This is a genomic window from Kitasatospora sp. YST-16 (genome assembly GCF_026802215.1).
Lineage (GTDB): Bacteria > Actinomycetota > Actinomycetes > Streptomycetales > Streptomycetaceae > Kitasatospora > Kitasatospora cineracea.
In genome coordinates, this window is the sequence record NZ_CP113837.1 from 3,433,922 (window position 1) to 3,446,479 (window position 12,558).

A 12,558-nucleotide genomic window follows, 5' to 3' on the forward strand; every position below is an offset into this window, starting at 1 on the left:
CAGCCTCACGGATGAGGGGCGGACTCCGGTCCCAGGGGGCGCGCACGGAGCTGAAACGCGGAGCCGAGCATGCTCACCACCCTGCAGACCTCCTACACGGACACCCGCGCCGGCGACCTGGCCTGGCAGCTGGGCGGCGAACCGCTGCCCGCGCTGGCCGTCCGCGACCTCAGACTCGACGGCGCCCCCGGCGCCCCGGACGGCCTCCGGGGCACCCTCCAGCTGCGGCTGCTGGGCGCCTCGCACCAGGTGGTGCTGGCGGCCGGCCCGGGCGACTGCCTGGAGACGGTGGCCTGCCTGCCGGGCCGCCGCACCCCGCTGCCCGCCCGGGTGGCGGAGCAGGTGGCCGGCTGGGAGTACGAGTTCGCCGCCCGGATCGAGGAGCTGCCGCCGTACGTGTTCGAGGCCCGGGCCCAGGAGCTGCTGGCCCTGGTCGAGGGGCACCCGCGGGCGCTGGCGGGGGTCTTCCCGGGCGATCCGAGCGCCTTCACCGCGCTGGTCGCGCACTGCGAGGACCGCCGGGTGCACTGGCGGACGTGGCACGCCTACCCGCAGGAGGGCCGGCTGGTGTGCACCCGTTCCTCGCTCTCGCTGCCGGGCAGCGCACCGGCCGACGGCCCGGCCGGGCCCGGGGAACCGGCGCAGGTCGGCTGGTGAGCGGGCGTCAACCCGGCACCCCGCCCTGTCCCCCGGATGGGTGCAGCCATTCACCCGGGCTCTCGCCTAGCGTTCATTCATGATCAACCACCCGGTCGGACGGCCCGCGCAGCCGGGTCCGGACGCCGCCCCGCCCCCGCCCGCGGCCGACCCCCGGCCCACCGCCCCGCGCGCCGCGGGCCCCGGCGGCGCGGTCCGGGCCGGCGGCGCCGTACCGACGGCGGTGGCTCCCCGTCCGGCCCGGATCCTGGTCCTGCTGGCCGCGTTCGTCTGCGCGGCCTGCGGCCTGGTGTACGAACTCGAACTGGTCGCCCTCGGCGGCTACCTGCTGGGCGACTCGGTCACCCAGACCTCCGTGGTGCTCTCGGTGATGGTGTTCGCCATGGGCGTCGGCTCGCTGCTCGCCAAGGGCCTCACCCGCCGCCCGGCCACCTCCTTCGCGCTGGTCGAGTACGCGCTGTCGCTGGTCGGCGGCCTGTCCGCGCTCGCCCTGTACTGCGGCTGGGCCTGGCTGCACCAGCCGCGCGCCACCCTGGTGGCGCTGATCGCCGCCACCGTGCTGATCGGCCTGCTGATCGGCGCCGAGATCCCGCTGCTGATGACGCTGATCCAGCGGATCCGGCAGGAGCACGCCGGCCGCGCCGTCGCCGACCTGTTCGCCGCCGACTACGTGGGCGCGCTGATCGGCGGCCTGGCCTTCCCGTTCGTACTGCTGCCCGCCCTCGGCCAGACCGCCGGGGCGCTGCTGACCGGCGCGGTGAACGCGGTGGCGGGCGCCGCCGTGGTGCTCTGGCTGTTCCGCACCGAGCCCGCCCCGCGCACCCGGCTGCTGCTGTGGACCGGCTGCGGCCTGGTGCTGGCCCTGCTCGCGCTGGCCGCCGCCTGCACCGGCGCGATCGAACGGGCCGCCCGGCACGCGCTGTACGGCGGCCCGATCCGGTTCGCCACCCAGAGCCGCTACCAGGAGATCGTGCTGGCCGGCGGCGCGGACGAGGCCCCCCGGGTGCCCGCGCAGCGCGGCGCGCCGCCGCTGGAGCTGTTCCTGGACGGCCGGCTGGCGGTCTGCGGCCCCGACGAGTACCGCGACCACGAGGCGCTGGTGCGCCCCGCGCTGGCCGCCGGGCCGAGCGGCCGGGTGCTGGTGCTGGGCGGCGACGGCCTGGCGCTGCGCGAGGTGCTGCTGCACCCGGCGGTGCGCAGCGTGCTGGTGGTGGAGCGGGACCCGGAGCTGTCCGGGCTGGCCCGCCGGGACGCCGCGTTCGCCGCGCTCACCGGGAACGCCTTCGACGACCCGCGGGTGCGGCTGGTCCAGGCCGAGCCGATGGGCTGGCTGCGCGGGTCCGCCGAGCGGTTCGACGTGATCGTCTCGGACCTGGACGGCACCGTCTCGGGCGGCAAGTACCGCTCGCTGGAGTTCTTCGGCCTGGCCGCCGGACGGCTGGCCCCCGAGGGCCGGCTGGCGGTCCGCGGCGGGGCGCCGGACGCCCCGGGCGGCGGGCTGTGGGCGGACGAGTCCGGGCTGGCCGCCGCGGGCCTGTCGGCCGTCGCGTACCGGGCGGGCGGGCCGTCCGGCGAGGACTGCGGGGAGCCGGGCCCGGCCTCGGCCTTCCTGCTGGCCGCCCGCACCGCCCCCGCGCTGGGCCTGTCCCCGGACGTCCCGGCCCCGCGCTCGCTGACGGTGCCCGCGCTGCGGGCCGCCGAGGCCCGGCTGGCCGCCGGCCGGCCCTCCCCGCTGCCGCCGCCGCACACCCTGCTGGGGCCGTGAACCGGCCTCCCCCACCGGGCAGTTCGGGCCGTGAACCGGCCTCCGCCACCAGGCAGTTCGGGCCGTGAACCGGCCTCCGCCACCGGGTAGTTCTGGCCGTGCGCGGGGCCGCCGGGGCGGCCGGGCCCGGTGCGCGCTGCGCCCATTGGCGGGTTGGTCGGCCCGGCTTCGCGTGGAGGGCTCGGCACGGCGGCGGGCGGTCGGTAGGCTCGCCGGTATGGAGCATGAGGTTGTCGTCCCGGTGCCCGCCGAGGTGGTCCGGGAGGCGCTGCTGGACCGTGAGCTGCTGGCCCGCTGCGTGCCGGGGCTGAGCGCGGTCGCGTCGGCGTCCGCCCCCGGGGGGGCCGACAGCCGGCTCAGGATCCGGGTCGCCGGGTCCACCATCACCTTCGCCGGCCGGCTGACCGTGGGCGACTGGCAGGACGGCGCGCTCGCCGTGCGGCTGAGCGGCGAGGAGATCCGCGGCGCGGCCCCGGTGGCCGCCGGCCTGCGGATCACCCTGGCCGAGCGCACCGGCGAGACCGCGATCCGGTTCGCCACCGAGCTGACCGCCGCGGGCCGGCTGGCCGGCTTCGAGGCCGAGGCGCTGGAGGCGACCGGCCGCCGGCTGATCGACCGGGCGGTGGCGGCGCTGGTCGCCGAGGTGTCCGAGCCCGCCGACCGGGACGGCGAGGAGGCGGACGACGACCCGACCGACGGCGCGACGGTGGTCTTCCTGGACGAGCGCGAGCGCGGCCAGGACCTCGACGACGACCTCTCCGACCTGATCTCCTTCGACGACGCGGACGACCTGCCCGCCCCGGTGCCCGCCGCCCCGCGCCCGGAGCCCGGCTACGACCAGGAGGGCGCCCCGGTGCGGCGCAGCATCGTCGGCCGCTCCGCGGAGGAGGTCGACCACGCCCCGCCGCACGGCCGGTACGCGCCCGCCCCGCCGGCCCACAGCGCCCGGGCCCGGGCGGCCTCCCGCTGGGGCGGCTCGGAGCCGACGCTGCTGCCCGGCGCGCACGGCGAGCGCAGCGCGCTGCCGTGGATGATCGGCGGCGGGGTGGCGCTGATCGGCGGCGCGGTGGTGCTGGTCCGGGCCCTGCGGCGGCGCTGAGCCCGTCGGCGGCCCCCTAAACTGGCTGTCCATGAGCAACGACCGGGACGCCCTGCTGGCGCAGATCAAGGACAAGGCCGTCGTGCACGGCAAGGTCACCCTCTCCTCCGGCCTGGAGGCCGACTACTACGTCGACCTGCGCCGGATCACGCTGGACGCCGAGGCGGCGCCGCTGGTCGGCAAGGTGATGCTGGACGCGGCCGCGGACCTGGAGTTCGACGCGGTGGGCGGCCTGACCCTGGGCGCCGACCCGGTGGCCGCGGCGATGCTGCACGCGGCGGCGGCCCGCGGCCGCAAGCTGGACGCCTTCGTGGTCCGCAAGGCGGGCAAGGCGCACGGCCTGCAGCGCCGGATCGAGGGCCCGGACGTGAAGGGCCGCCGGGTGCTGGCGGTGGAGGACACCTCGACCACCGGCGGCTCGGTGCTGACCGCCGTGGAGGCGCTGCGCGAGGCGGGCGCCGAGGTGGTCGGCGTCGCGGTGATCGTGGAGCGCGGCGCGGCCCCGGCGATCGCCGGGGCGGGCCTGCCGTACGTCACCGCGTACACCCTGGACGACCTGGGGCTCTGAGCCTCCGGCCGGCCCGCGTTCCACGTGGAACAACGGCGAGGGCCCCGACCACCGGGTGGTGGTCGGGGCCCTCGCCGTTGCCGGGCCGGGGCCGCGGCTCAGTGCTTGCGGTGGCGGCCGCTGGAGACCGGCTCGCCCTGCTGCGCGGCGGCGGTGCCGCCCTCGGCCGCGGCGGCCTTCTTCTTCTTCCGGTCGCGGATCACCTCGACGAAGATCGGCGAGACCGAGATCAGGATGATCAGCGCCATCGCGGGCAGCAGGTACTTGTCGATCACCGGGGCGAGCTGGTCGCCGGTGAAGTAGCCGATCAGCAGCATGGTCTCGGTCCACAGCAGCGCGCCCACGACGTTCCAGACGAAGAAGGTCTTGGCGGGCATCTGCAGGGTGCCGGCGACCGGGTTCAGGAAGGTCCGCACGATCGGGATGAAGCGGGCCATCACCACGGCCTTGGCCGGGCCGAACTTCTCGAAGTACTCCTCCGCCTTGCCCACGTACTCGGGCCGGAAGATCTTCGAGTTCGGCTTGTCGAACATCTTCGGGCCGACCTTGCGGCCGAGCAGGTGCCCGAGTTGCGCCCCGACGATCGCGCACAGCGGTGCGCCGATCAGCAGGACGGCGATGTTCATCTGGGCCCCGGGGCCGAGCACCTTCTCGGCGGCACCGGAGGCGGCGACACCGGCCAGGATCAGCAGCGAGTCACCGGGGAAGAAGAACCCGACCAGCAGGCCGGTCTCGGCGAAGATGATCGCCAGGATCCCGATGGCGCCGACGGAGGCGACGAGCTGTTTGGCGTCAAGGACATTGACGGCGAGCTGGATGTGTTCCACGCGCGCAGGATAGCCCGTACTGCTTTGCGAAGCCTTAACCGGCGGCCCGCGGGCGGCGGCGCGCGGGGGTTCCACCGGTCGGCCGTCCCAAGTGGCGGGCCGCTGGGTGTGTCCGGAGGGGGAGTCTGGGAGGATGGCCGAGGTGTCCGGCCCGCGGTCGAGCTGCCACCCTCTATCGCTCGTACCGCATCGATGTCGTGAACCACAGGCGTATCGAGCCTTCGGACAGCGTCGTCCGATCGCCCCACACCGACAGGAGCGGATTCGCATGCCCATCGCAACTCCCGAGGCCTACAACGAGATGCTCGACCGGGCCAAGGCGGGCAAGTTCGCCTACCCGGCCATCAACGTCACCTCGACGCAGACCCTGCACGCCGCCCTGCGCGGCTTCGCCGAGGCCGAGAGCGACGGCATCATCCAGATCTCCACCGGTGGTGCGGAGTTCCTGGGTGGCCAGTACAACAAGGACATGGTGACCGGCGCCGTCGCGCTGGCCGAGTTCGCGCACATCGTCGCGGCCAAGTACGACATCACCGTGGCCCTGCACACCGACCACTGCCCGAAGGACAAGCTGGACGGCTACGTCCGCCCGCTGCTGGCGATCTCCGCCGAGCGCGTGGCCCGCGGCGAGAACCCGCTGTTCCAGTCGCACATGTGGGACGGCTCGGCCGAGACCCTGGCCGACAACCTGGCCATCGGCCAGGAGCTGCTGGCCCAGGCCGCCGCCGCCCGGATCATCCTCGAGGTCGAGATCACCCCGACCGGCGGCGAGGAGGACGGCGTCACCCACGAGATCAACGACGAGCTGTACACCACCGTCGCCGACGCGGTGCGCACCGCCGAGGCCCTCGGCCTGGGCGAGAAGGGCCGCTACCTGCTGGCCGCCTCGTTCGGCAACGTGCACGGCGTCTACAAGCCGGGCAACGTCGTGCTCCGCCCGGAGCTGCTCGCCGACCTGCAGGCCGAGATCGGCAAGCAGTACGGCAAGCAGGACCCGTTCGACTTCGTCTTCCACGGCGGCTCCGGCTCCACCGAGCAGGAGATCCTGACCGCGCTGGAGAACGGCGTCGTCAAGATGAACCTCGACACCGACACCCAGTACGCCTTCACCCGCCCCGTCGTGGACCACGTGTTCCGCAACTACGACGGCGTGCTGAAGGTCGACGGCGAGGTCGGCAAGAAGAGCACCTACGACCCGCGCACCTGGGGCAAGCTGGCCGAGGCCGGCATGGCCCACCGCGTCACCGAGGCCGCGCAGCAGCTGCGCTCGGCCGGCAAGCGCATGAAGTAAGGCGCCCGCGCGCCCACGCGCCCGCCGCCGGAGCCCCCGCGTCCCAGCCCCGGGACGCGGGGGCTCCGCCGTTCCCGGGCCCGGACCGCCCACCGCCGTCCGCCTCCGGAGCGGAAGTTCCGGTCGGACCCGGTCGGACCGGCCGGGGCGGGTGGCAGACTGGCACACCATGGAGATGCACAAGAACCTGCTCGACGGCCCCGAGCCGACCCTCCTGCCCGAGGAGGAGCAGCCCTACCGGATGCTCGCCGAGGAGTCCGCCTCGCCGACCCAGGTCGCCGCCGAGTACCCGGCGTTCTGCCTGGCCTGGGCGATGCTCGCGGACGACGCCTTCGCCGCCGGCCGGACGGTGGAGTCCTACGCCTACGCCCGCACCGGCTACCACCGCGGCCTGGACGCGCTGCGCCGCAGCGGCTGGCGCGGACACGGCCCCGTCCCGTGGGAGCACCGCGGCAACCGCGGCTTCCTGCGCTGCCTGGCGGCGCTCGCCCGGGCCGCCGGGGCGATCAAGGAGACCGAGGAGGAGGCCCGCTGCTGGCAGTTCCTGAAGGACAGCAGCGCCGAGGCGTACACCGTGCTCAAGCAGGAGCACTGAGCGACGGCCCCGTGCCGACCGGACGGGCCGCCCCCCACCAGGGGGGCGGCCCGTTCCCATGAGCGGGCCGTTCCGTGGGCGGGCCGTTCCGTGGGCGGGCCGTTCCGTGGGCGGGCCGTTCCGTGGGCGGGCCAAGGAACGATCGGGCAGGCCTCGGCGGACGTTCGGGCAGGCCCCGGCTGCCCGGACGACCGGACCGGGGGCCGGCCCGGAACCAAACGGGGCCATACCGCGTATGTTCTCGATGCGGCCCGCTCCCGGGTGGGCCGTCCACACTGTCACCGCCCCGGGGGGAACCAGATGCGCGCAGCCCGCAGGAGCATCCGCCGTCGGCGTGCCCGCCGCCGGGCGGTCCTCGCCGTGGGCTGCGTCCTGGCCTTCGGGGTGCTGGGCACCGCCGGATACGTCGCCCTGCGGCCCGCCGTCGCCGGGCGGGCCGACGACGCGTCCCTGCAGGCCCGTCCCGTCACCCCGCCGCTGACCGACTCCCCCTCCCCCACGCCGTCCCCGACACCATCCCCGACGCCTCCGCCGAGCGCGTCGCCACCCGCCTCCAGCGCGCCGCCGCAGATCGTCGGGCACGGCAGCGGCGACTTCACCATCGCCACCGCCTCCGGCGGCCGGGTCGGTAGCGGCGCGACCCTGCGCCGCTACCGGGTGGAGGTGGAGGACGGCATCGGCATCGACCCGAACGGCGCCGCGGCCGCCGTCCAGGCCGTGCTCGCCGACCCGCGCAGCTGGACCACCGACAAGCGCGACAGCTTCCAGCTGGTCTCCTCCGGCAGCTACGACTTCACCGTCAAGATCGCCTCCCCCGACACCGCGGACGCCATCTGCGCGACCGGCGGCCTCGACACCCGCGGCGAGGTGAACTGCGACGTCGGCAAGCAGGTGGTGGTCAACTCCAAGCGCTGGCTGACCGGTTCACCCGAGTTCGACGGCCCGCTGGCCGACTACCGGGCCCTGATCATCAACCACGAGGTCGGCCACCGGATCGGCCACGGCCACGAGACCTGCCCCGGCAAGGGCAAGCCCGCCCCCGCGATGATGCAGCAGATTTACGGCCTCAAGGGCTGCACCGCCAACGCCTGGCCCTACGACGCCGACGGCAGCTACCTGAGCGGCCCGTCCGTCCCCTGACCGGCCGTCCTCCGGCTTGTCCGCCCGCCGAGAACCGTCCGCCCGCTCCCGCACCCGCCAGGCCCCGAGCCTGGTCGGCAGCCCCAGCTCCCGCTCCCCCCAGGCCCAGCACCACCCTCCGGAGCGCCCCGGTCTGCCCGGCCAACGCCGCGCGAACTGCCGAAGCATCATGCGCGCCAAGGGAGTTCGTCACAGCCGGTGGTCCTGTCCCGCGCCCCGCCCGGCACGGCCCCGGACCGAGAGGCCGAGAGGCCGAGAGGCCGACGGTTCTCAGAGCTGGTGCAGATCGACCGCGAGCAGACCGTCGTCGAGGGCGGCCAGCAGGGCCCCGCCGTGGAAGTCGAGGGCGCGGGCGGGTGACCCCAGGCGGAGGTCGAGCGGGCCACCCGGATGCTCGGGGCGGCGGATCCGGACCAGGCCGTCGGCCCAGGCAGCGGCCAGCAGCAGGCCGTCGGGGCCGGTGGCGAGGGCGACGGCGGTCACGGGGGCGGGGCGGCGGTCGACGGGGGCGGCCATCGGCTCCTCGCCGGGCCCCCAGAGCCGGACGGTGCCGTCGTAGCCGCCGCCGGCCAGCAGCGGCACCCCCTCCGGGCCGAGGGCGAGGGCCGCGAGGGCGGTGACCGGGCCGGTGTGCAGCGAGGCGCTGTGGACCTCGCCCGCCCCGTACCAGTGGACCGCGCCGACCGCGTCGCCGAGGGCCGGCGCGTCCTCGGCGAGGGCGGTGGCGGCCACCGCGGTGGGCACGGCGGCGGCCGCGCCCAGCCGGGCGAGCGCCTCGTCCAGGGCGTACGGTTCGAGGCCGGGCGCCGGGTGGACGGGGGCGAGGAGTTCGGTGCCGCCCCAGGTGTCGAGCAGGACCAGAGTGCCGCCCGCCGTGACGGTGAGCGCCTGGAGCGGCCGGGGTTCGGCCACCGGGACCAGGCCGACCACGGCACCGGTGGCGGCGGAGTACCGGCGGACGGTGCCGTTGCGGTCGGCGACCAGCCACTCGTCGCCCCGGGTGGTGCCGATGGCCGCGCCCGGCTCCCAGCGGGCCCAGCGGGCCGACCAGGGGGCGGGCACGGTGGCGAGCCGGGCGGCGGCGTCGGGGGCGGTGGTGAGCAGCCGGGCCCGCAGGGTGTGGGCCCGGCCCGCGACGTCGGGGAGGTCGATCAGGGCCGGTCCGGCGGCGTCCCACGCGGTGGCGACCGGGTCGGTGCGGCCGGTGAGCGCGGCGGTGACAGCGGCGGGCCGGGCGCGTACGTGCAGCAGCGGGTCGGCGGCGAGCGGGCCGAGGTCGCCGCCCGGGCGGCGGCGATCCACAGGCCGGTGAGCACGTCCTCGTCGGCGGCGGGCAGGTCGAGCGTGCCGTCGCCGGTGCGCGGCACCCGGGCGAGCAGGCCGGCGGGGTCCGTCGGCCGCCCCGCCGGGAGGCCGACGGCCCGACCGGGGCTGGGGTAGCCGGCCGGATCGTGGCCCGCGCGGGCGCACCAGGCGTCGAAGCGTTCGCGGTCGGTCCAGCGCGGGTCGTCCAGGTCGAGGACGGCCGGCTCGGCGACGCCGGCGAACGACACCTCCGCGCCGCCGTCCACCACCAGCCGGAAGTGCGGCAGTCCGAGCAGCGGGTCGAGGAGTTCGGCGGCCAGCCGGGCCGGGTCCGGGGCCAGGTCCAGCTCGGGCACGCAGATGACGGTCCGTCGGCCGTCCTCGTCGAGGGCGGCGCACAGCTCCTCGGGGGTGCGGGCGACGTAGCCGAGCTGGCTGCCGAGCAGCCAGAGCGCGCCGCGCACGTCGAGGCCCTCGGCCGGCAGGGCGGCGTGCACCCGCCGCCCGGGCGGGGTGTCCGGGGCGGTGCCGAGCGCCAGCAGCCAGGCCAGCAGGTGGCTCTTGCCGGACCCCGGGCCGCCGGTGATCCGGCATAGGCGCGGCGCGCGCGGGTCGTCCAGCCAGCCGAGCAGCGCCGTTCCGGCCATCCGGCGTCCGGCGTTCAGCGCCGGTGCTCGACCGTCCGTACTCATGCCCTGCCCCCGTTTCCGAACGACTGTCCGCCGAGAGCGTACCCAGCCGGTAACGGTCACCGGCCAGGAGTTGACCGACTCTCACATACCAACTGATAGTCGTACGAGCAGAATTCGGGGGAAGGATATTCGACATGGGCGTGGTACTGCCCGACGAACTTGCCTGGGTGCTCGACCTGATCGGCATCAACTGGCCCAACGTCGACGAGGACGAGTACCGCGAGATGGCGGACGAACTCCGCGACCTCGCCGCCTCCCTGGCCTCCGACGGCCGACAGATCGAAGGCGCGGCCCAGGAGTTCCTCGGCATCACCGAGGGCGCTGGCGCCGAGGCGTTCCAGGCCCACTGGGACAAGGTCATCGGCACCCACATGCCCCAGGTCGGCCAGGCGATCGAACTGTTCGCCACCGGCCTGGACGGCGCGGCCCTGGTGATCACCGGCGCGAAGATCGCCGCCGTGGTCCAACTCGGCATCCTGGCCGCCGAGGTGATCGCCGCCCAGGCCGCCGCCCCGTTCACCTTCGGCCTGTCCGAGGCCGGTGCGCTCGGCGCCACCCAGGCCACCCGCGTCATCGTCCGGCGCCTGCTCAAGGAGGCCGAGCAGCAGTTGCTCTCCGAACTGCTCTCCCTCGTCGAAGGCCCGGTCTTCGCCGCCCTCGGCAGCATCGCCCAGGACCTCGTCGTCCAACTCGCCCGCAACGCCCTCGGCGCCCAGCAGGGCATCAACTGGGGCGAGGCCGCCAACGCCGGCAAGTCCGGCTTCAAGGACGGCGTCCAACAGTCCGTCGACCAGGTCAAGGGCTACGCGGACGACCCGCTCGGCGCGGCGAAGCAGTTCGGCGAGAACACCCTCATGGGTGCCGCCCAGAACGCCGGCCGACCGGACCGAGCCCCCTCCCACACCCCGAGCACCCACCGGAGCGGGCGATGAGCGACACCGTCAAGCACGACTTCGACGCCGCCGAGACCCTGTCCCGCCAGTTCGACGCGCACTTCACCACCATGAAGGACCACCACGCCCGCACCACCCGGGCCAGGACCCGGGCGGTCAGCGGGCGCGGCGGCGACAAGCTGGGCCAGATCGTCTCCGACATGGCGGACCGGGCCCTCGGCGCGATCGAGACCGCGCTCGACAGCCTGGCCGACCACGCCAAGGACGTCTCCAAGGGCCTCAAGAAGATGAACGAGAACCACCAGGCCCTGGAGAAGAAGCTCGCCGACGACTACAAGAAGATCATCAGTGGCCACGACACCACCCCGGTGTACCTCCTCGACCACAAGGGCGACCTGCACCGCCTGCACGCCGACGGCTCCAAGACCCGGGTCGACAAGGACACCCAGGACGACAGCGGGATCAAGGACTTCATCCCGAACGGCAACCACCCGCGGTTCAAGGTGGACCCGAAGAGCGTCCCGCCGGTCGGCTCGCCCGCGGTGAACTCCCGCAAGGTCCGCACCGGCGGCTCCGAACTGGCCCGGGCCACCGAACGGGCCCGGCAGGCCCAGGGCGACTACGGCACCCCCGTCTCCAAGCGGGCCCCCGTGGACAAGGCACGGAGCAACTACGCCTCGCTCCACTACCAGGACGGCGAACGGAACTTCATCCTGGTCGCCCGCAGCGACTTCATGAAGGCGCACTCCGAGCAACGCATCGCCGCTCCGATCCTGGACCAGCTCCAAGGCCCCAACATCCGCTCCCTGTACACCGAGAGAGCCCCCTGCAACGCGAAGGGCTCCAACTGCGGCGCCTGGATCCACACGACGTTCCCGGGCCTCACGGACGTCAGTCACAGCTTCGACTACAGCGACGACCACACCGACCACACGAACTACCTGGCCCGCCTCAAGCAGCGCCGGCGCCAGCTCCACCCATGACGCCCTGGCCCCGGGGCACCCGAGTTAGGGTGGCCACATGACCTCCGCCGTGCCCCTGCCTCCGATTCGACCCGTCACCCGCGCCGAACTGGAGCAGGTCTACGGCGCCGACGGGCTCCGCCGCGTCCCCGAGGCCGAGCTGCCCGCCGTCATCACCGACCCGGCCGCCCGCGCCTTCCTCAGCGGGATCGGCCTGCCGGACGCGCCCAGCGCGATCGTCTACCCCGTGGAGCCGCTGCTCGTCGGCCTGCCCGAGGCGTGCGCGCCGGAGAGCCCCGCCCAGCACTGGCCCGGCCTGCCGGACGACGGCGCCGCCATGGTGGTGATCGGCTCCTCCATCGCGGGCACCTTCGCCCTCGACGGCGCCACCGGCGAGGTGTACGCCCTCGGCGCGCACCAGCCGCCGACCGTCGACGGCCGCCCCGCCCACCGCAGCCTGCACTCCCTGGCCCGCTGCCAACTCGCTTTCGGCGGGCGGGAGATGTGGACGGCCGTCGCCCGGCTGGACCCGGAGGACATCGACTGGTGCCGGGCCCACCTGCCGGAATTCGCCGAGCTGTACCCCGCCGCCCTCGACGAGGACGGGTACGAGGAGGACCCCGACCTCGAACTGCCGAGCGACGACGAGGTCTTCGACGAGCTGTCCGCCAAACTGCGCGCGGTCGAACCCGGCCTGCTCGACCAGCCGGTCTGGCAGAACATCCTGCACGAATTCCGCTACGGCTACTGAACCGAAACGACGG

General features: G+C 74.9%; 12 protein-coding genes. 10 read left to right on the top strand and 2 right to left on the bottom strand.

What is annotated here, in order from left to right:
- The first annotated feature begins 69 nt into the window (after positions 1-69).
- From OU787_RS15700 to pyrE, 4 genes are all read left to right on the top strand, one after another.
- Positions 70-657 (top strand): DUF2617 family protein, encoded by a 588-nt coding sequence (locus tag OU787_RS15700; RefSeq protein ID WP_051816437.1) that lies wholly within the window; start codon positions 70-72, stop codon positions 655-657.
- 79 nt (positions 658-736) lie between these two features.
- Positions 737-2,422: a spermidine synthase gene (locus OU787_RS15705; RefSeq protein ID WP_268659705.1), complete on the top strand. Its 1,686-nt coding sequence runs from the start codon at positions 737-739 to the stop codon at positions 2,420-2,422.
- 217 nt (positions 2,423-2,639) lie between these two features.
- Positions 2,640-3,521: a CoxG family protein gene (locus OU787_RS15710; protein WP_268659706.1), complete on the top strand. Its 882-nt coding sequence runs from the start codon at positions 2,640-2,642 to the stop codon at positions 3,519-3,521.
- Positions 3,522-3,552: 31 nt separating this feature from the next.
- Positions 3,553-4,089, top strand: a complete 537-nt coding sequence (gene pyrE / locus OU787_RS15715) for an orotate phosphoribosyltransferase (protein ID WP_123554101.1) — start codon at positions 3,553-3,555, stop codon at positions 4,087-4,089.
- A gap of 98 nt (positions 4,090-4,187) precedes the next feature.
- Here pyrE and OU787_RS15720 read toward each other — a convergent pair whose 3' ends face one another.
- Positions 4,188-4,916 (bottom strand): DedA family protein, encoded by a 729-nt coding sequence (locus tag OU787_RS15720; protein ID WP_268659707.1) that lies wholly within the window; start codon positions 4,914-4,916, stop codon positions 4,188-4,190.
- A 268-nt stretch (positions 4,917-5,184) separates the two neighbouring features.
- Between OU787_RS15720 and fbaA the strand changes: the two genes are divergently transcribed.
- The 3 genes from fbaA to OU787_RS15735 all read left to right on the top strand — a co-directional run bounded on the left by fbaA (position 5,185) and on the right by OU787_RS15735 (position 7,942).
- The gene (gene fbaA, locus OU787_RS15725) at positions 5,185-6,207 is read left to right on the top strand and encodes a class II fructose-bisphosphate aldolase (protein WP_030457555.1); all 1,023 of its coding nucleotides are present in this window, start codon (positions 5,185-5,187) and stop codon (positions 6,205-6,207) included.
- A 169-nt stretch (positions 6,208-6,376) separates the two neighbouring features.
- Positions 6,377-6,802 (top strand): DUF3151 domain-containing protein, encoded by a 426-nt coding sequence (locus OU787_RS15730; protein WP_030457556.1) that lies wholly within the window; start codon positions 6,377-6,379, stop codon positions 6,800-6,802.
- A gap of 300 nt (positions 6,803-7,102) precedes the next feature.
- Entirely contained in the window at positions 7,103-7,942 is an 840-nt protein-coding gene (locus OU787_RS15735; protein ID WP_035953559.1) for a DUF3152 domain-containing protein, read from the top strand.
- A gap of 270 nt (positions 7,943-8,212) precedes the next feature.
- On the opposite strand, the gene OU787_RS15740 is transcribed toward OU787_RS15735, so the two are convergent.
- On the bottom strand, positions 8,213-9,244 hold the full coding sequence (locus OU787_RS15740; protein WP_268659708.1) for a hypothetical protein: 1,032 nt from the start codon (positions 9,242-9,244) through the stop codon (positions 8,213-8,215).
- A gap of 829 nt (positions 9,245-10,073) precedes the next feature.
- Here OU787_RS15740 and OU787_RS15745 point away from each other — a divergent pair.
- From OU787_RS15745 to OU787_RS15755, 3 genes are read left to right on the top strand one after another with little or no spacing between them, the layout of a single operon-like run.
- Positions 10,074-10,871 carry a WXG100-like domain-containing protein gene (locus OU787_RS15745; RefSeq protein WP_268659709.1) on the top strand — a complete coding sequence of 266 codons (798 nt, stop codon included), beginning with the start codon at positions 10,074-10,076 and terminating at the stop codon, positions 10,869-10,871.
- Positions 10,868-11,815 carry a nucleic acid/nucleotide deaminase domain-containing protein gene (locus tag OU787_RS15750; protein WP_268659710.1) on the top strand — a complete coding sequence of 316 codons (948 nt, stop codon included), beginning with the start codon at positions 10,868-10,870 and terminating at the stop codon, positions 11,813-11,815. The genes OU787_RS15745 and OU787_RS15750 overlap by 4 nt, the downstream gene beginning before the upstream one ends.
- 37 nt (positions 11,816-11,852) lie before the next feature.
- A complete protein-coding gene (locus OU787_RS15755) occupies positions 11,853-12,545 on the top strand; it encodes an SUKH-4 family immunity protein (protein ID WP_268659711.1) in 693 nt (230 codons plus the stop codon).
- The last annotated feature ends 13 nt before the right edge of the window (positions 12,546-12,558 follow it).

Excerpts from the sequence above, each read along its gene's own strand:
- OU787_RS15700 (WP_051816437.1), top strand. The coding sequence starts at position 70 with ATGCTCACCACCCTGCAGACCTCCTACACGGACACCCGCGCCGGCGAC.
- OU787_RS15705 (WP_268659705.1), top strand. The coding sequence starts at position 737 with ATGATCAACCACCCGGTCGGACGGCCCGCGCAGCCGGGTCCGGACGCC.
- OU787_RS15710 (WP_268659706.1), top strand. The coding sequence starts at position 2,640 with ATGGAGCATGAGGTTGTCGTCCCGGTGCCCGCCGAGGTGGTCCGGGAG.
- pyrE (WP_123554101.1), top strand. The coding sequence starts at position 3,553 with ATGAGCAACGACCGGGACGCCCTGCTGGCGCAGATCAAGGACAAGGCC.
- fbaA (WP_030457555.1), top strand. The coding sequence starts at position 5,185 with ATGCCCATCGCAACTCCCGAGGCCTACAACGAGATGCTCGACCGGGCC.
- OU787_RS15730 (WP_030457556.1), top strand. The coding sequence starts at position 6,377 with ATGGAGATGCACAAGAACCTGCTCGACGGCCCCGAGCCGACCCTCCTG.
- OU787_RS15735 (WP_035953559.1), top strand. The coding sequence starts at position 7,103 with ATGCGCGCAGCCCGCAGGAGCATCCGCCGTCGGCGTGCCCGCCGCCGG.
- OU787_RS15745 (WP_268659709.1), top strand. The coding sequence starts at position 10,074 with ATGGGCGTGGTACTGCCCGACGAACTTGCCTGGGTGCTCGACCTGATC.
- OU787_RS15750 (WP_268659710.1), top strand. The coding sequence starts at position 10,868 with ATGAGCGACACCGTCAAGCACGACTTCGACGCCGCCGAGACCCTGTCC.
- OU787_RS15755 (WP_268659711.1), top strand. The coding sequence starts at position 11,853 with ATGACCTCCGCCGTGCCCCTGCCTCCGATTCGACCCGTCACCCGCGCC.